Origin of the sequence: Lysobacter sp. (assembly GCF_035655815.1) — a bacterium.
GTDB lineage: Bacteria > Pseudomonadota > Gammaproteobacteria > Xanthomonadales > Xanthomonadaceae > Lysobacter_J.
In genome coordinates, this window is the sequence record NZ_DASRTS010000027.1 from 117,132 (window position 1) to 133,612 (window position 16,481).

Genomic DNA, 16,481 nt, shown 5'->3' on the forward strand with positions numbered 1-16,481 from the left:
AACCTGACGGAGTGCGCATGAGCACCGCCTGGCTGCAACCCCTTCCCCTGGTTGCGATCCTGCGCGGGCTCACCCCGCAGGACGCATTGGCCGTCGGCACCGCACTGTTCGACGCCGGTTTCCGCGTGATCGAAGTCCCGCTCAATTCGCCGCAGCCGCTGGACAGCATCGCGCTGCTCGCGCGCGAGTTCGGCGATCGCTGCCTGGTCGGCGCCGGCACCGTGCTCACGACCGAACAGGTCGGACAGGTGAAGGAAGCCGGCGGAAAGCTGATCGTCATGCCGCATGGCGACACCGCCGTCATCCGCGCCGCCAAGGCGGCGGAGCTCGTCTGCACGCCCGGTGTCGCGACGCCGACCGAGGCCTTCGCCGCGCTCGCGGCCGGCGCCGATGCGCTGAAGCTTTTTCCCGCCGAACAATTGCCACCGTCCGTACTGAAGGCATGGTCGAGCGTGCTGCCCAAGGGCACCGCGCTGTTGCCCGTCGGCGGCATCACGCCCGACAACATGACGCCCTATCGCAATGCCGGCGCGGCCGGCTTCGGCATCGGCTCGGCGCTGTACGCGCCGGGCACGGACGCGACGGAAGTCGCGCGTCGCGCACGCGCCTTCGTCGATGGCTGGAACGCGATCAATCTCTGAACCCACGCACTTCACCGACGCACGCAACGAGCACGGACCCCACGCATGAAGATCACCGCCATTTCCACTTTCCTCGTGCCGCCGCGCTGGTGTTTCGTGCGCATCGACACCGACGCCGGCGTCACCGGTTGGGGAGAGCCCATCGTCGAGGGTCGCGCGCACACCGTTGCGGCCGCCGTCGACGAGCTTTCGGATTACCTGATCGGCAAGGACCCGCGCCTCATCGAGGACCACTGGAACGTCATGTACCGCGGCGGCTTCTACCGCGGCGGACCGATCCTGATGAGCGCGCTGGCCGGCATCGACCAGGCGTTGTGGGACATCCACGGCAAGGCGCTCGGCCTGCCCGTGCATGCGCTGCTGGGCGGCCGCGTGCGCGACCGCATCCGTGTGTACTCGTGGATCGGCGGCGATCGCCCGGCCGAGACCGCAAGCGCGGCGAAGGAAGCCGTCGCGCGCGGGTTCAGTGCGGTCAAGATGAATGCCACCGAGGAAGTGCAGTTCGTCGACACACACGAGAAGGTGTCGCGCGTGCTGGAGAACGTGCAGGCGGTGCGCGATGCGGTGGGCCGCGAGGTCGGGCTGGCGGTGGACTTCCATGGTCGCGTGCACAAGCCGATGGCGAAGGTGCTGATGCGCGAGTTGGCGCCGTTCGGCCTGATGTTCATCGAGGAGCCCGTGCTGTCCGAGCATCTGGAGGCGATCCCGGAGCTGGCAGCCATCTCGCCCGCGCCCATCGCGCTGGGCGAGCGGTTGTACTCGCGTTTCGACTTCAAGCGCGTGCTGCAGACCGGCGGCGTGGACATCATCCAGCCCGATCCGTCGCATTCGGGTGGCATCACCGAAACGCGCAAGATCGCCGCGATGGCCGAAGCCTACGACGTCGCGCTGGCCCTGCACTGCCCGCTGGGTCCCATTGCGCTGGCCGCGAACCTGCAACTGGATGCGGTCTGCTACAACGCCTTCATCCAGGAGCAGAGCCTGGGCATCCACTACAACGCCAACAACGACCTGCTGGACTACCTCACCGATCGCGCGCCGTTTGCCTATCAGGATGGCTACGTGACCATCCCCTCCGCGCCGGGCCTGGGTATCGAGATCAACCGGGACTATGTGAACGAACGCGCCGCCGAAGGCCATCGCTGGCGCAATCCGATCTGGCGCCACGCCGACGGCAGCGTGGCGGAATGGTGACTCCGACCATGACTGCAGAGGTTGCGCAGGACAACATGGCCCGCTATCCCAGCCTCGCCGGGCGCGCGGTGCTGATCACCGGGGGCGCCACTGGCATCGGTGCGAGCTTCGTCGAGCATTTCGCCCGACAGGGCGCGCGGGTCGCGTTCCTGGACATCGACGACGCAGGCACGCAGGTTCTGATCGACGGGCTTGCCGATGTCGAGCACACACCCATCTACCTGCGCTGCGACGTGACCGACCTCGACGCGCTGCACACGGCCATCGCCCAGACGCGGGAGCACATCGGTCGGATCGCCGTGCTGGTCAACAACGCGGCCAACGACGTGCGGCACTCCTTCGGCCAGACCACCGCCGCCGAATTCGAACGCAACATCGCGGTCAACCTGCGTCATCAGTACTTCGCGACGCAGGCCGTGGTCGACGACATGCGGGCGCTTGGTGGCGGGTCGGTGATCTGCCTGGGCTCCACCGGCTGGATGATCAAGAACGCCGGTTATCCGATGTATGCGATGGCCAAGTCCGCGGTGCACGGCCTGGTCAACGGCCTCGCACGCGAACTGGGGCACGACCGCATCCGCATCAACGCGCTGGTACCGGGCTGGGTGATCACCGAGAAGCAGCGGCGACTGTGGCTGGATGAAGAAGGTGAAGCGCAGATCCGTCGCGCCCAATGCCTGCCCGGCCACCTGCAGCCACAGGACCTTGCACGCATGGCGCTGTTCCTGGCCGCGGACGACAGCCGCATGTGCACCGGCCAGGATTTCATCGTCGACGGCGGCTGGGTCTGAACGTGGACGTGCGGATCGCGGTGCAGGCCGGCAATCGGCTCGGCGAAGGCGTGCTGTGGTGCCCGCGCGCGCAGGCGCTGTACTGGACGGACATCCAGGACGCGATGCTGTGGCGTTATGTGCCGGCCGACGGCGCCGTGCGCAGCTGGCCGATGCCGGAGCGCCTGGCCTCGTTCGCGCTGTGCGAGGCGGATGGCTGGCTGCTGCTGGCGCTCGCATCGCGCCTGGCGTTCTTCCATCTCGCATCGGGCGAACTGCGCGAGATCCGGCGCATCGACTCCGGGCCGGACACGCGCGCCAACGACGGTGCGTGCGACCGCCAGGGCCGCTTCGTGTTCGGCACACTGCACGAACCCGCCCACGGACCCAAGCAGCCGCTCGGTGGTTTCTTCCGGCTGAATCAGGACCTGACGCTGGAGGCGTTGCCGCTTCCGCGCGTCGCCATCGCCAACAGCGTCGCCTTCAGTCCGGATGGCGCGACGCTCTACTTCTGCGACTCGCTGCGCAAGCGCATCGAGCAGTGTGCCTACGGCGATGAGATGGGCCCGGTGTCCACCTTCGTCGACCTGGGCGATGGCGAAGGCGAGCCCGACGGCTCCGCGGTGGATGCCCAAGGCGGTGTGTGGAATGCGCAATGGGGCGCATCGCGGCTGGTGCGCTACCTGCCCGACGGTCGCGAGGACCGCGTTGTCGCCGTTCCCACCGCGCAGCCCACCCGCCCTGCGTTCGGCGGCGCGCAACTCGACACCCTCTATTTCACCAGTGCGCACGACGGCATGGATGTCGTCACGCGCGCCATCGATCGCCACGCAGGCGACGTGTTCGCATTCGAGCCGGGCGTGCGCGGCCTGCCCGAGCCGCGCTTTGCCGGTGATCCCGACGCCGTAGCGCGTCGCTGACGACCCATCACTCCAGAGATCCACGAATGAGCCTATCCACCCTCGACGTCGGTATCGTGCTGGCCTATCTGGCGGGCATCTTCATCCTCGCGCAGCTGGTCTCGCGCGAGAAGGCGGGACACCAGAAGTCCGCGCAGGACTACTTCCTCGCCAGCCGCGCCCTGCCGTGGTGGGCCATCGGCGCATCGCTGATCGCGGCCAACATCTCGGCCGAACAGATCATCGGCATGTCCGGCTCCGGCTACGCCATCGGTCTGGCCATCGCATCGTACGAATGGATGGGCGCGGTGACGCTGCTGATCGTCGGCAAGTGGTTCCTGCCGATCTTCCTGCGCAACCAGGTCACCACGATGCCGCAGTTCCTCGAGGAACGTTACGGCAACCGCATCCGCACGCTGATGGCGGTGTTCTGGCTGGGCCTGTACGTGTTCGTGAATCTCACCTCGATCCTGTGGCTGGGATCCATCGCGGTGTCACAGGTGGCCGGACTGGACCAGACCGTGGCGCTGGTGCTGCTGGGCGCGTTCGCGCTGGCGTACCAGCTCTACGGCGGTCTCAAGGCGGTGGCACTTACGGACATCGTGCAGGTCACGCTGCTGGTGCTGGGCGGCCTGCTGGTCACCGGCATCACGCTGGGGCAGATCGGCGACGGCAGCATCGTCGAGGGATTCACGCGGCTGGTGCAGCAGCAGCCGACGAAGTTCGAGATGATCCTGTCGCCGGACAATCCCTTCTACAAGGATCTGCCGGGGCTGTCGGTGCTGATCGGCGGCATGTGGATCGCCAACCTGAGCTACTGGGGCTTCAACCAGTACATCATCCAACGCGCCCTGGCTGCCAAGGACATCCGCGAGGCGCAGAAGGGCGTGGTGTTCGCCGCGTTCCTCAAGCTGCTGATGCCGGTCATCGTGGTGCTGCCCGGCATCGCCGCCGTGATGCTCGCGCCGAACCTGGAGCGGCCCGACGCCGCCTATCCGACCATGATGCGGCTGCTTCCCAGCGGCGTGCTCGGCCTGGTGTTCGCGGCGCTGGTCGCGGCGATCGTCGCGTCGCTGGCCTCCAAGATCAATTCGGTGGCCACCATCTTCACGCTGGACTTCTATGCCAAGCGCAACACGCAAGCATCTCAGGCGCGGCTGGTGCGGGTGGGCCGCATCACCGCGGCCGTGTCCATCATCGTCGCGGTGCTCACGGCGCGCCCGCTGCTCGGCAGCTTCGACCAGGGCTTCCAGTACATCCAGGAATTCACCGGCTTCTTCACTCCCGGCATCGTGGTGATCTTCCTGCAGGGCCTGTTCTGGAAGCGGGCGAACGAAGCCGGCGCGCTGACGGCGGCCGTGAGCTCGTTCGTGCTGTCGCTGGCGTTCAAGCTGGCATGGCCTGCCCTGCCTTTCATGGATCGCATCGGCGCGGTGTTCCTGCTTTCGTTCGCGCTGGCGACGGTGGTTGCGTTGATGACGTCTCCGAGCGGCCAGCGCGACCGCATCCGCACCGACGACGTCAGCTACGCGACGGCGCCGTCATTCAACGTCGCATCGTTGGCGGTGCTGGCGATCCTCATCGCGCTGTACGCGACGTTCTGGTGAGCGCCATGGATCCGCTCACCCTGCTGCGCCGCGGTGCCCTCGTGCTCGCACTTGCCGCCATTGCATCCTCCGCGACTGCCGCCGTGCGATGGACCGACACCGCAACCATCGCCGACAGCAAGGCGGCATGGGGGCGTCTTGCGCGCCTGCCGGACGGTCGCTGGCTCGCGGTGACCACGCGCTTCCATGACAACGCACCCAGCACGCTCACCATCCATGCAGGCGATGAACGCGGCCGCGAGTGGAAGCAGCTGTCCACCGTCGCCGAGCCCGGCCGCAAGATCGACAACGGCGAACTGCTGGTACTGCCCGGTGGCCGTGTGCTGCTGGGCATGCGCTCGCTGATCGACGGCAAATCGTACCGCCTCAACGTGCACGCCAGCGACGATGGTGGGCGCACCTGGCACTTCCTCAGCACCATCGACCGCAACGAATCACCCAAGGGCCGCAAGGATCGCGGCGTGTGGGAGCCGGTGTTCAGCCTGCTTCCGGACGGAACGCTCTCGGTGCTCTACGCGGACGAAACCCTAGCGGACGGCACGCCTTCGTACAACCAGGTCGTATCGCAACGGTTGTCGCGCGACGGCGGCGCGACCTGGGGCGACCGGTCGGTGCTCGTCGCACAACCCGGCGGCGGCAGGCTGCGCCCCGGCATGCCGGTGATGTCACGAATGAAAGACGGCCGCTATCTGCTGGTGTTCGAAATCTGCGGCGACGACAAGCACTGCCCGGTGTCCACCAAAGTGTCGCCCGATGGCATCACGTGGCCGGAAGGGCTCGGCACGCCGCTGGCGGACCAGCGCTGCGGCCCGCAGGTCACCACGACCACGCGCGGCACGACCTTCGTGACCTCGTGCCAGAACGAGGTCAGCTGGAGCGACAACAACGGCGCGCACTGGCAGCGCGTGCCGCAGCCGGCATGGCCGTTCGGCTTCCGCCATACGTGGCCGGCGATCTACCAGTTCGGTCCGGACGAGATAGGCGTGGTCAACGGCGTGCCCGGAGGCGGTGTGCGGATCCGCTTCGGAACCGTGGACTGAAACATCCGCCGCGAGGCGGCTGTTGCCCGCCTCACTTGATCCGCCGCTTCTCCAGCTTCCGCGCCAGTGTGCGACGATGCAGTCCGAGGCGTCTGGCGGCTTCGGAGATGTTGAAGTCGCTGGCGGCCAGCGCTTCGTGGATGTGCTCCCACTCCAGCGTCTTGATCGACGTGGTGCGCTCGGTGAGCTCCACCTCCGTGTCGCCGGCCGCACGCTGGAACGCCGCTTCTATGTCGTCGGTGTTGGACGGCTTGGCCAGGTAATGGCGTGCACCGAGCTTGATGGCTTCCACCGCGGTCGCGATGCTCGCATAGCCGGTCAGCACCACGATCACCATCTCCGGATCGAACGCGTGCAGGTGCTTCACGCTAGACAACCCGGACGCGCCGCCGGCGAGTTTGAGATCGACCACGGCATGCGTGGGGGCGTATTCCTCCAGCAGCGCCGGCATGCCCTCCTCGCCCGCCAGATGACGCACCTGGTAGCCGCGACGCTCGAACGAGCGGACCAGCGTACGCGCGAACGCCGCATCGTCCTCGACGATCAACAGCCGGCGGTCAGTCCTGGTCGTCATCGTGCTCATCCTCGATGGCAATGGCCGCCAGCGGCAGCGTCATCGTGACGGTCGCGCCGCCCTGCGGCCGGTTCTTCGCCGTGAGGCTGCCTCCCAGCGTACGCGCAACATTGACCGAGAGAAACAGCCCCAAACCGCCGCCCGGACGGCCCTTGCTGGTGTTGTACGGAGTGCCCACGCGCTGAAGGATATCCCCGGCGAAACCGGCGCCCGCGTCGCTGACTTCGATGATCAGTTGATCGCCATTGCACTCGGCATCCAGCGCTACCCACTGCGGTGAGGACTCCAGCGCGTTGTCCAGCACGTTGAAGACCATCTGCCGCAGGCCGGCGTCTGACACGATGCGTGGGTCGACGCTGCACCGGTTGGTGTATCTGAACACGGCCGGATTGCGTGCCTCGCGCCATTCGTGCGCCAGGCCGTCCAGCATCGCGTTCAGCGTGGTTTCGGTGGGCGCTTCGGCGCGCGGTCCGCCGGCGGCCAGCAGGATGTTGGTGACGATGGATTTGCAGCGCGCCACCTGCGCCTGCATCTCGATCACGTCGTTGTGCAGTTCGCCGTCGGAGGCCATCGTCGGCAGGTGTTGCCAGTCGCCCAGAATCACCGACAGCGTGGACAGCGGCGTACCCAGTTCGTGCGCCGCGCCCGATGCAAGCAGGCCCATGCGCACGATGTGTTCTTCCTCGGCTGCGCGCTGGCGCAGTTCCGCCAGGCGTGCGTCGCGCTCGCGCAGGATGCGGCCGATGCGCGTCAGGAACACCACCAGCAACGCAGCGACCAGCAGGAAGCAGATCAGCAGGCCCTGCACGTAGTGATCGGCCAGGCCCCACGCGGGATCCACCGTCAGTACGAGCGGCGTGCGGACCAGCGTCAGGCCGGTGACGCAGAAGGCAGCCGCCGCGGCGATGACCCAGCTCCACGGCGAGCGCAGCACCACCGTGCCCAGCCCCACCTGCAGCAGGTACAGGAACACGAACGGATTGGTGATGCCGCCCGAGAGATACAGCTGGATCGTCAGCGACGCGACGTCCACCAGCAGCGCCACCAGCAGCGCGGCGCTGGAGACATGCACGCGCCGCCGGCACCACAGGTGGCTGGCCAGATTGAAGACGACCAGCGCGGCCAACACCGCGAACATCGAACCCAGCGGCAGCGCGATGTCCAGCCCGTAGTGCACCACCAGGATGGTGGCGACCTGCCCCACCACCGCGATCCAGCGCAGCTGGATCAGCTGCTGCATGTTGCGCAGGCCCGCGCTGTCGCGGGCGCCGCCCATGGCGAAGATCCTGCGTGCCGCCTCGGCGGGCATTTCGTCCTGGTCGGTTCGTGCGTGCATGGTCGCCGGGCGCGATTTACTGCCGCCGATCATGGCGCAAGCGGCGTTCCGACGCGAACAGGTACACGCCACCCGCCAGGGTCAGCAGCGCCATTCCGAACCAGGTCAAGGCGTAGGACAGATGCGAGTCGCGGAACTTCACCACCGTCATGCCCCCACGCGGCCAACCCTTGAATGCGGGATCGCGCTCTGCGTCGATGAAGAACGGCGCCACGCGATCGGCCGGCAAGCCGTGCGATCGCGCGATGGCCAGGACATCGCGTGAGTACCAACGGCCCTGCCCGGGATCGTTGCGTCGCAGGAAACCGCCAACCGGCTCGCTGATGCGCAGCAAGCCCTGCACGGTCACGTTGCCAGCGGGCGCATCTGCGGCGGCCTTGCCGGCCGGCACGAAGCCGCGGTTGATCAGCACGTAGTCGCCGGAGTCCGTCTGCAGCGGCGCGAGCAGCCAGGTGCCGGCGCCGAGTTCGGTGACTGCCTGCGTGCGCGTTTCCATGCCTGGCACAAAGCGACCCGTGACGGATACGCGGCGATAGGCGTCACCGGCATCGGAGATCGCGGGCCACTGCGCACGCGCCGGTGCGGGAACCGGTTGCGCGTGCACGCGCGCATCGACACGGGCGATGAGGTCGTGCTTCCACGCCATGCGCTGCACCTGCCACACGCCCAGCGCCATGAAGCCGGCGAAGGCGACCGTCAGCAGGATGGCGAACGCCACCAGCGCTCCGGCGCGCCGTGGCGCGCGCGGGGCGGATTGCGCAGCGTCGGAACGCCGGCTCATGGAGCGTTCTTGATCATCTCCTGCATATCATGCACGCCCGGCATCATGTTGCCGTTGAGGTGGTGCATGACCCACAGCGAGCCGGTCAGCACGATCACCACCAGCACCACGGTGAAGATCAGCGCGAGCGCGTTCCAGCCGCCCTCGGACTTCGCGTTCATGTGCAGGAAGTAGACCATGTGCACGACCACCTGCACGGCGGCGAACACCAGCAGCGCGATGATCAGCAGCGGCTTGCCGATCGGGACATCGCCCATCACCAGGGCGAACGGAATGGCCGTCAGGATGATCGACAGCACGAAGCCGGTCAGGTACTCCTTCGCGGAGACGTGCGGAACGCCGTCCTCGAGGAAGTCGTCGTCGTGGTCGTGGTGTGCGTGGTCGTTCATCGCAGCGAACCCATCAGGTAGACGAAGGTGAAGACGCCGATCCAGACGACGTCCAGGAAGTGCCAGAACATGGACAGGCAGGCCACGCGGCGGGTGTTGGCGCGCGTCAGCCCGTGCTTGCGCACCTGGATGCACAGCGTCACCAGCCAGATCACGCCGAACAGCACGTGCAGGCCGTGGGTGCCGACCAGCGCGAAGAACGACGACAGGAAGGCGCTGCGCTGCGGCCCCGCACCCAGATGGATCAGGTGGTGGAACTCGTACACCTCGATGCCGAGGAACGCCAGGCCCAGCACGCCGGTTACCGCCAGCCAGCCGATCACGTCGTTCTTCTGGCGGTTCTGCATCGCGATCATCGCGAAGCCGTAGGTGATCGACGACAACAGCAGCACGGCGGTGTTGACCGCGATGAGCTTGAGGTCGAACAGGTCCGCGCCGGACGGACCGGCGGCGAAGCTGCGGCCCAGCACGCCGAAGGTCGCGAACAGGCACGCGAACACCATCAGGTCGCTCAGCAGGTAGATCCAGAAGCCGAGCAGCGTGCCGTTCTGCGGATGGTGGCGACCCTGCGTGTCCAGGAACACCGGTGCGCCGTCCTCACGGGTCAGTGCGATGGAATCAGCCACGGACGGCCTCCAGCTGCGCGGTGCGCGCGTGTTCGGTTGCGGCCACTTCCTCGGCGGGGATGTGGTAGTCGCGGTGGTAATCGAAGCTGTTCCAGATGGCGTACGCCACGACGCCCAGCAGCGAGGCGGCGGCCAGCCACCACACGTGCCAGATCAGCGCGAATCCGCACGCGGTGCTCAGGCCGGCCAGCACCACGCCGGCAGGCGTGTTCTTCGGCATGTGCACGGGCAGGAAGCCAGACACCGCACGCTTGAAGCCGCGCTGCTTCATGTCCCACCACGCGTCGGTGTCGTGCACCACGGGGGTGAAGGCGAAGTTGTACGCAGGCGGCGGCGAGGACGTCGACCACTCCAGCGTGCGTCCGTCCCACGGGTCGCCGGTGACGTCGCGCAGCTGCTCGCGCTTGCGGAAGCTCACGTAGATGCAGATCAGGAACGCGGCGATGCCGATGGCGACCAGTACCGCGCCGAACGCGGCGATCTGGAACCAGATCTGCAGCGACGGATCGTCGAAATGGCTCATGCGGCGCGTGACGCCCATCAGGCCCAGCACGTACAGCGGCGTGAAGGCGAACCAGTAGCCGGCCAGCCAGAACCAGAACGAGACCTTGCCCCAGAAGTCATCCAGCTTGAAACCGAACGCCTTCGGGAACCAGTGCGTCATCGCCGCGAACAGGCCGAACACCACGCCGCCGATGATCACGTTGTGGAAGTGCGCCACCAGGAACAGGCTGTTGTGCAGCACGAAGTCGGCCGGCGGGACGGCCAGCAGCACGCCGGTCATGCCGCCCACCACGAAGGTGACCATGAAGCCCATGGTCCACAGCATCGGCACCTCGAAGCGGATGCGACCGCGGTACATGGTGAACAGCCAGTTGAAGATCTTCGCGCCCGTCGGGATCGAGATGATCATCGTGGTGATGCCGAAGAACGAGTTGACGCTGGCGCCCGAGCCCATCGTGAAGAAGTGGTGCAACCACACCAGGTACGACAGCACCGTGATGCAGACGGTCGCGTACACCATCGACGAGTAGCCGAACAGGCGCTTGCCCGAGTACGTGGACACGATCTCGGAGAACACGCCGAACAGCGGCAGGATCAGGATGTACACCTCCGGGTGACCCCAGATCCACACCAGGTTCACGTACATCATGGCGTTGCCGCCAAGGTCGCTGGTGAAGAAATTGGTGCCCACGTAGCGGTCCATCGCCAGCAACGCCAGCACCGCGGTCAGCACCGGGAACGACACCACGATCAGCACGTTAGTGCACAGCGAGGTCCACGTGAAGACCGGCATCTTCATCATGGTCATGCCGGGCGCGCGCATCTTGATGATGGTCACCAGCAGGTTCACGCCCGATAGCAATGTGCCTACGCCGGCTATCTGCAACGCCCATATGTAGTAGTCGACGCCGACCCATGGGCTGAAGGCGATCCCCGACAGCGGCGGATAGGCCAGCCAGCCGGTGGCGGCGAACTCGCCGAAGAACAGCGACAGCATCACCAGCATGGCGCCGCTGACGGTCATCCAGAAGCTGAAGTTGTTGAGGAACGGGAACGCAACGTCGCGGGCACCGATCTGCAGCGGCACCAGGTAGTTCATCAGGCCGGTGACCAGCGGCATGGCCACGAAGAAGATCATGATCACGCCGTGCGCGGTGAAGATCTGGTCGTAATGGTGCGGCGGCAGGTAGCCCAGGTTGTCGCCGAACGCCATGGCCTGCTGCAGGCGCATCATCAGTGCATCGGCGAAGCCGCGCAGCAGCATCACCAGGCCCAGCACGATGTACATGATGCCGATCTTCTTGTGATCGATGCTGGTGAACCACTCGTTCCAGAGATAGCCCCACAGCTTGTTCTTCGTGATCACGACCATCAGCGCAAGGCCGAGGACGACCGTGCCGATGAACGTGGCCATCAGGATCGGCTCGTGGAACATGGGAATGGCATCCCATGTCATGCGACCGAAGATCGGCGAAGTCGGATGGTTGGCGCTTTCGAGGGACATCGGGGAATTCCGGATAGATCGTTGACGCGGGCGGCGCTTAAGGCGCCTTCATGCCGGCGATCGAGGGAGACGCGAGTCCCGGCGCCGGGGCGTCGTTGACGCTGCACACCTGCGCGGACACGTAGGCACCCAGGCGCGGATCGCCGCGACGCGGCGTGGCCAGGCCGCCGAGGCCCTTCAGGCCCAAGCCACCGGTGGCGTCGATCGCCATCATCTGGTTCATGCACATCCGCTCGGTATCCACGCAGCGGTTGAGCACGGCGTCGAACAGGCCGTTGTCGACGCTGGCGAAGTGGCGCACCGGCTCGCGTTCGCTGGGCTTTTCCAGTTCGAGGTAGGCGCTGCGGGTGAGCGTCTGCGAACTGGCCCGCACGCCCTGCAGCCAGCGCTGGTAGTCCGCGTCGGACAGACCATGGAACTTGAAGCGCATGTGCGAGAAGCCCGCGCCGCTGTAGTTGGCCGAGAAGCCGTCATACACGCCGGGCGCGTTGATCACAGCGTTCAGCTCGCTCTCCATGCCCGGCATGCCGTAGATCATTCCGGCCAGCGCAGGCACGTAGAACGTGTTCATCACCGACGAGGCCGTGATGCGGAACCGCACTGGGCGATCGACCGGCACGGCGATCTCGTTGACCGTCGCCACGCCTTCTTCCGGATAGACGAACAGCCACTTCCAGTCGAGCGCAACGACCTGGATCTCCAGCGGCTTGACCTCGGCCGGCACCGGCCGGCCTTCGGCGATGCGGTCCAGCGGGCGGTACGGGTCGAGCAGGTGCGTGCTGATCCACGTGATCGCGCCCAGCGCGATGATGATCAGCAGCGGCACGCCCCAGATCACCAGTTCCAGCTGCGTGGAGTGGTCCCAGTCCGGCTTGTAGGTGGCGGCGCGGTTGGAGGCGCGATAGCGCCAGGCGAAGAAGAACGTGAGCGCGATCACCGGGATGATCACGATCAGCATCAGCAGCGTCGCCACGACGATCAGCTGCCCCTGGCGGGCGGCGATGTCGCCAGCGGGATTGAGGACCAGCAGGTTGCATCCGGACAGGGCGGCCGTGGCGAGGAGCAGCACGGCGGCCTGCAGGATTCGGCGCGCGATGGACATGCGGGGAGGGGCTTACGGATTGATCAGGATCAATGTATTCCGCGGGTCGCTCCCGGAGAATTGGACGTTTTGTCCTATCGCCCGGGGACACCTCCTCTGTCAGGCTATCGTCGCATCCTCCCCTGCCCCCGCCCGGCCCGCGACCGCCCGATGTCTTCCGTCAGCCCCATCGCATCCCACCACGACCACGGCACCAAGGCGCACAGCGACGTCGCCCCGGGCGAAATCGCCGTCGGCGTCGTCATCGGACGCGCGTCCGAGTACTTCGACTTCTTCGTCTTCGGCATTGCCTCCGCGCTGATCTTTCCGTCGGTCTTCTTCCCGTTCCTGGATCGCCTGGACGGCGCGCTGTGGACCTTCGCGCTGTTCGCGCTGGCGTTCGTCGCCCGCCCGCTGGGCACCGTGTTGTTCATGAAGATCCAGACGCGCTGGGGCCGCGGCATCAAGCTGACGCTGTCGATGTTCCTGCTGGGCACGGCCACGGCCGGCATTGCGTTCCTGCCCGGTTACGACACGATCGGCGGCGCGGCGATCGCGCTGCTCGCGTTCTTCCGCGTGCTGCAGGGACTGGCGCTCGGCGGCTCGTGGGACGGGCTGCCGTCGCTGCTGGCGCTCAATGCGCCTAAGGAACGCCGCGGCTGGTACGCCATGCTCGGGCAGCTGGCCGCGCCGCTCGGCTTCATCGTGGCGGCCAGTGTGTTCGCGTTCCTCTACGCCAGCCTGGACGAGGCCGACCTGCTGTCGTGGGGCTGGCGCTACCCGTTCTTCGTCGCCTTCGCCATCAACGTGGTGGCGCTGTTCGCGCGCCTGCGCATCGTCGTGGCGGACGAATACCAGAAGAAGATGGGCGAGCTGGAACTGGAACCCACGCCCATCCGCGAACTGTTCGACGCCAAGGGCCGCCATGTGGTGATCGGTGCGTTCGCCGCTCTGGCCAGCTATGCGCTGTTCCACATCGTCACCATCTTCCCGCTGTCGTGGATCCTCCTGTTCTCCAGGCAGTCCATCGTCGGCTTCCTGATCGTGCAGATCGTCGGCGCCTTCATCGCCGCGGGCGGCGTCGTCGCCTCGGGTCTGATCGCCGACCGCGTGGGCCGTGCGCGCACGCTCGGCGGCCTGGCGGTGTGCATCGCGATGTTCAGCGGCTTCGCGCCGACGCTGATGGAAGGCGGTGAAGTCGGCGAGGCCGCCTTCATCCTCATCGGCTTCGCGCTGCTGGGGCTGTCCTACGGCCAGGCCGCCGGTGCGGTAACCGCCAACTTTGGCCGGCGCTATCGCTATACCGGCGCGGCGCTGACGTCCGACCTGGCGTGGCTGATCGGCGCCGCCTTCGCGCCGCTGGTCGCGCTGGGCCTGTGCTCGCAGTTCGGGCTGGAATGGCTTGGCGCCTACCTGCTCTCCGGCGCGATCGGCACTCTGGCCGCGCTGGGTATCAATCGCAGGCTCAACTACAAGAGCTGACGGCCGCGGGGCATCGTCTGCCCCGCGCACACCATCAAGGGCCTGCGCGGACACCCACGCGAGGCAGGTCCGACAAGCCGCGCGCCTCCCTACAGCACGACACGGTACAGCGAGCCGCCGAAGTACACGTGCCAGCTGCCCTGCAACCAGACCGCCTGCGTGCCTTCCGCGAACGGCGTGATGAGCACCGGCGCCACGCCGGGGCGGCCTAGATACAGGTATCCGCCCGACACGAACATCACCTGTCCGTTCGACACCGCGTGGATGTATGCGTCCGTGGTTCCGTCGGAGATGGGCGAAACCTGTCCATTGAGCGAACGCAGCCAGACCTGCCGCACCGGGGCGCCCTCCACCGTGTTGATGCGCGTGAAGGCGACCGAGTTTCCGCCGCTGGGCTGGTAGTCCTGTCGTGGCGTGAAGAACTGGCCGCTGGCGGGACACAGCACGATCTCCCCGGTGGCATCGCTGTACATCACGATCTGCGACGAGGTGCTCGACACCTGCTTGCGATAGACGACGTTGGTGCCGTCCGTCAGTGGATTGAAGTGCGAGTACGTCTGCGCGTTGGTCAGCTGCGTCGTCTGTCCGTTCCGATAACGGAAGACGTTGTACGGCGCCGGCCCCTGGGTGAACACGACTTCGCCGTTGTCCCCCACGTCGGCCAGGTCGTTGACGCTGCCGTTGCCCACCCGATGGTTCTGGAGCAGCAGCATGTCGCGCAGGTGCAGGAAGCGCCCCTCTCCTGCGATCCATATCGGCCAGATCGCGTACGCCCGCGACACTGGGGCCACCTGCATGCCGCGCGGCGTGCCGTCATACAGCCGAAGCGCGCCGCCCGTCCACTCCTGCACCGCGGTGCCCGTGTCGGACGTCCAGCCGAAGATGGCGCCACGGTAGGTCAGCCACTCGTTGACGGGAATCTCCCTCGATCGGTGGAATCGTCTGCAGCGTGCCTGAGTTGCGGTTGTGCACCTTGAGCGTGGGCCAGCCATTTTCCATCGCGAAGAACATGGTGCGCTGCGCCGTAACGTCGGTGATGGTGCCGTCCACCTCCGACACGAATTCCAGATGTGCCGCGTGGCCGGACAACGGCAGCAGGCATGCGAGCAGCACGAATGCCCACCGGCTGCGCAGCAGCGGCGGGAATGGGAACTTCCTGTAACGCGACGCCATGACCTGGCTCCGCAACGGTTTAGGGGCGGCAAGTGTGCGAGCCGCGCGCTGAAACGCTCGTCAAGCAGTGCGCATCGAAGATGACCGACGCGATCCGACCGTCAGGTAGCGCTTCCAGCACGTCGCGCGACCGCGTTCAAGTTTGTGCAGGTTCCATCCATGTCTGAGCAGCGTAGGCGAATCGATTGCGGGGATTCGCGCCGCCGCGACAGCGCCAATGCCTGCGGCAACGGCAACACTGACAGTCGCGTCCACGCTCTTGCTCGTCATCCCGGCGAAGGCGGGTATCCAGGGACTTTTCGCGCGCTCCTGAACCAGTTGGCGCGAACGTGCCAAGCTCGTCGTCATCGATCCCCGCTCCGTTGGGGCAGGAAAGACGCTGGATCCCCGCATTCGCGGGGATGACGAGTCCAGCCGGACGACGCTCGAGCGTGAGATGAAGCAATGCGCCGGCCTCCTCGCTGCACTCAACGATCGGCATCGTCTTCCGAAGACTCGATCGCTTCCCTGCGCGCCTTCGCCCTGGCGATGGCTTCACCCTCGCGCGAGAGCAGTCGCCAGAACTCGCTGCCATCGCGGCGGATGTAGCGGATGGCACCGGCGCGCACGAGGATACGCCGGAGTTCGTCGTCGTCGAACCCGCCCAGGCGCTCGCGCAGCAGCTCGAACGAGCGGTCGGTGTAGCCCTTGTGCTGCAGGAAATGCCGCGCCGTGGTTTCGGCCATGTGTTCGGTCTTCACGCTCTCCAGCGCGATCCGCAGATCCGTGGAGGCGCGGTCCTTCTGCAGCCACCAAGAGATCAGCCCGCCGACCAGCGCGCCGAGGATGCCGAACAGACCCGCCAACGTTTCAGGGCTCATGCGACGCACTCCCGATCCAT

The 16,481-nt window shown here is 66.6% G+C and carries 17 protein-coding genes; 7 read left to right on the forward strand and 10 right to left on the reverse strand.

Going from position 1 to position 16,481, the window contains the following annotated elements; genetic code table 11:
• Positions 1 to 17 precede the first annotated feature (17 nt).
• The 6 genes from VFE83_RS06985 to VFE83_RS07010 are packed head-to-tail and all read left to right on the forward strand — an operon-like array spanning position 18 to position 6,151.
• Positions 18 to 641 carry a 2-dehydro-3-deoxy-6-phosphogalactonate aldolase gene (locus VFE83_RS06985; RefSeq protein ID WP_324904453.1) on the forward strand — a complete coding sequence of 208 codons (624 nt, stop codon included), beginning with the start codon at positions 18 to 20 and terminating at the stop codon, positions 639 to 641.
• 45 nt (positions 642 to 686) lie between these two features.
• Positions 687 to 1,835 (forward strand): galactonate dehydratase, encoded by a 1,149-nt coding sequence (gene dgoD, locus VFE83_RS06990; RefSeq protein ID WP_324904455.1) that lies wholly within the window; start codon positions 687 to 689, stop codon positions 1,833 to 1,835.
• Between the two features lie 8 nt (positions 1,836 to 1,843).
• A complete protein-coding gene (locus VFE83_RS06995; protein WP_324904457.1) occupies positions 1,844 to 2,626 on the forward strand; it encodes an SDR family oxidoreductase in 783 nt (260 codons plus the stop codon).
• A 2-nt stretch (positions 2,627 to 2,628) separates the two neighbouring features.
• Positions 2,629 to 3,525 (forward strand): SMP-30/gluconolactonase/LRE family protein, encoded by an 897-nt coding sequence (locus tag VFE83_RS07000; RefSeq protein ID WP_324904459.1) that lies wholly within the window; start codon positions 2,629 to 2,631, stop codon positions 3,523 to 3,525.
• Positions 3,526 to 3,551: 26 nt separating this feature from the next.
• Positions 3,552 to 5,111 (forward strand): sodium/sugar symporter, encoded by a 1,560-nt coding sequence (locus VFE83_RS07005; protein ID WP_324904461.1) that lies wholly within the window; start codon positions 3,552 to 3,554, stop codon positions 5,109 to 5,111.
• Between the two features lie 5 nt (positions 5,112 to 5,116).
• A complete protein-coding gene (locus VFE83_RS07010) occupies positions 5,117 to 6,151 on the forward strand; it encodes a sialidase family protein (protein WP_324904463.1) in 1,035 nt (344 codons plus the stop codon).
• Positions 6,152 to 6,182: 31 nt separating this feature from the next.
• Here VFE83_RS07010 and VFE83_RS07015 read toward each other — a convergent pair whose 3' ends face one another.
• From VFE83_RS07015 to cyoA, 7 genes are all read right to left on the reverse strand, one after another.
• Complete coding sequence (locus tag VFE83_RS07015; protein ID WP_324904465.1) at positions 6,183 to 6,725, reverse strand: response regulator transcription factor; 543 nt, start codon at positions 6,723 to 6,725, stop codon at positions 6,183 to 6,185.
• Complete coding sequence (locus VFE83_RS07020) at positions 6,709 to 8,061, reverse strand: ATP-binding protein (RefSeq protein ID WP_324904466.1); 1,353 nt, start codon at positions 8,059 to 8,061, stop codon at positions 6,709 to 6,711. Before VFE83_RS07020 ends, VFE83_RS07015 begins: the two co-directional genes overlap by 17 nt.
• 16 nt (positions 8,062 to 8,077) lie before the next feature.
• Positions 8,078 to 8,842 carry an SURF1 family protein gene (locus VFE83_RS07025; protein ID WP_324904468.1) on the reverse strand — a complete coding sequence of 255 codons (765 nt, stop codon included), beginning with the start codon at positions 8,840 to 8,842 and terminating at the stop codon, positions 8,078 to 8,080.
• On the reverse strand, positions 8,839 to 9,231 hold the full coding sequence (cyoD, locus tag VFE83_RS07030) for a cytochrome o ubiquinol oxidase subunit IV (RefSeq protein WP_324904470.1): 393 nt from the start codon (positions 9,229 to 9,231) through the stop codon (positions 8,839 to 8,841). The genes VFE83_RS07025 and cyoD overlap by 4 nt, the downstream gene beginning before the upstream one ends.
• Positions 9,228 to 9,857, reverse strand: a complete 630-nt coding sequence (gene cyoC, locus VFE83_RS07035; RefSeq protein WP_324904472.1) for a cytochrome o ubiquinol oxidase subunit III — start codon at positions 9,855 to 9,857, stop codon at positions 9,228 to 9,230. The genes cyoD and cyoC overlap by 4 nt, the downstream gene beginning before the upstream one ends.
• Positions 9,850 to 11,829 carry a cytochrome o ubiquinol oxidase subunit I gene (gene cyoB, locus VFE83_RS07040; protein WP_324904679.1) on the reverse strand — a complete coding sequence of 660 codons (1,980 nt, stop codon included), beginning with the start codon at positions 11,827 to 11,829 and terminating at the stop codon, positions 9,850 to 9,852. Before cyoB ends, cyoC begins: the two co-directional genes overlap by 8 nt.
• 73 nt (positions 11,830 to 11,902) lie before the next feature.
• Positions 11,903 to 12,967: a ubiquinol oxidase subunit II gene (cyoA, locus tag VFE83_RS07045; RefSeq protein WP_324904474.1), complete on the reverse strand. Its 1,065-nt coding sequence runs from the start codon at positions 12,965 to 12,967 to the stop codon at positions 11,903 to 11,905.
• A gap of 150 nt (positions 12,968 to 13,117) precedes the next feature.
• Here cyoA and VFE83_RS07050 point away from each other — a divergent pair, with 150 nt between their 5' ends.
• Positions 13,118 to 14,428, forward strand: coding sequence for an MFS transporter (locus VFE83_RS07050; RefSeq protein WP_324904475.1), 1,311 nt, complete (start codon positions 13,118 to 13,120; stop codon positions 14,426 to 14,428).
• A gap of 89 nt (positions 14,429 to 14,517) precedes the next feature.
• On the opposite strand, the gene VFE83_RS07055 is transcribed toward VFE83_RS07050, so the two are convergent.
• From VFE83_RS07055 to VFE83_RS07065, 3 genes are all read right to left on the reverse strand, one after another.
• A complete protein-coding gene (locus VFE83_RS07055) occupies positions 14,518 to 15,225 on the reverse strand; it encodes a hypothetical protein (RefSeq protein ID WP_324904477.1) in 708 nt (235 codons plus the stop codon).
• Between the two features lie 16 nt (positions 15,226 to 15,241).
• A complete protein-coding gene (locus tag VFE83_RS07060) occupies positions 15,242 to 15,601 on the reverse strand; it encodes a hypothetical protein (protein WP_324904479.1) in 360 nt (119 codons plus the stop codon).
• Positions 15,602 to 16,068: 467 nt separating this feature from the next.
• Positions 16,069 to 16,461: a hypothetical protein gene (locus VFE83_RS07065; protein WP_324904481.1), complete on the reverse strand. Its 393-nt coding sequence runs from the start codon at positions 16,459 to 16,461 to the stop codon at positions 16,069 to 16,071.
• Positions 16,462 to 16,481 lie beyond the last annotated feature (20 nt).

Excerpts from the sequence above, each read along its gene's own strand:
- cyoA (WP_324904474.1), bottom strand. The coding sequence starts at position 12,967 with ATGTCCATCGCGCGCCGAATCCTGCAGGCCGCCGTGCTGCTCCTCGCC.
- VFE83_RS07015 (WP_324904465.1), bottom strand. The coding sequence starts at position 6,725 with ATGACGACCAGGACTGACCGCCGGCTGTTGATCGTCGAGGACGATGCG.
- VFE83_RS07065 (WP_324904481.1), bottom strand. The coding sequence starts at position 16,461 with ATGAGCCCTGAAACGTTGGCGGGTCTGTTCGGCATCCTCGGCGCGCTG.
- VFE83_RS07020 (WP_324904466.1), bottom strand. The coding sequence starts at position 8,061 with ATGCACGCACGAACCGACCAGGACGAAATGCCCGCCGAGGCGGCACGC.
- VFE83_RS07025 (WP_324904468.1), bottom strand. The coding sequence starts at position 8,842 with ATGAGCCGGCGTTCCGACGCTGCGCAATCCGCCCCGCGCGCGCCACGG.
- VFE83_RS07005 (WP_324904461.1), top strand. The coding sequence starts at position 3,552 with ATGAGCCTATCCACCCTCGACGTCGGTATCGTGCTGGCCTATCTGGCG.
- VFE83_RS07055 (WP_324904477.1), bottom strand. The coding sequence starts at position 15,225 with ATGCAGGTGGCCCCAGTGTCGCGGGCGTACGCGATCTGGCCGATATGG.
- VFE83_RS07050 (WP_324904475.1), top strand. The coding sequence starts at position 13,118 with ATGTCTTCCGTCAGCCCCATCGCATCCCACCACGACCACGGCACCAAG.
- VFE83_RS06985 (WP_324904453.1), top strand. The coding sequence starts at position 18 with ATGAGCACCGCCTGGCTGCAACCCCTTCCCCTGGTTGCGATCCTGCGC.
- VFE83_RS06995 (WP_324904457.1), top strand. The coding sequence starts at position 1,844 with ATGACTGCAGAGGTTGCGCAGGACAACATGGCCCGCTATCCCAGCCTC.
- dgoD (WP_324904455.1), top strand. The coding sequence starts at position 687 with ATGAAGATCACCGCCATTTCCACTTTCCTCGTGCCGCCGCGCTGGTGT.
- cyoD (WP_324904470.1), bottom strand. The coding sequence starts at position 9,231 with ATGAACGACCACGCACACCACGACCACGACGACGACTTCCTCGAGGAC.
- VFE83_RS07010 (WP_324904463.1), top strand. The coding sequence starts at position 5,117 with ATGGATCCGCTCACCCTGCTGCGCCGCGGTGCCCTCGTGCTCGCACTT.
- VFE83_RS07060 (WP_324904479.1), bottom strand. The coding sequence starts at position 15,601 with ATGGCGTCGCGTTACAGGAAGTTCCCATTCCCGCCGCTGCTGCGCAGC.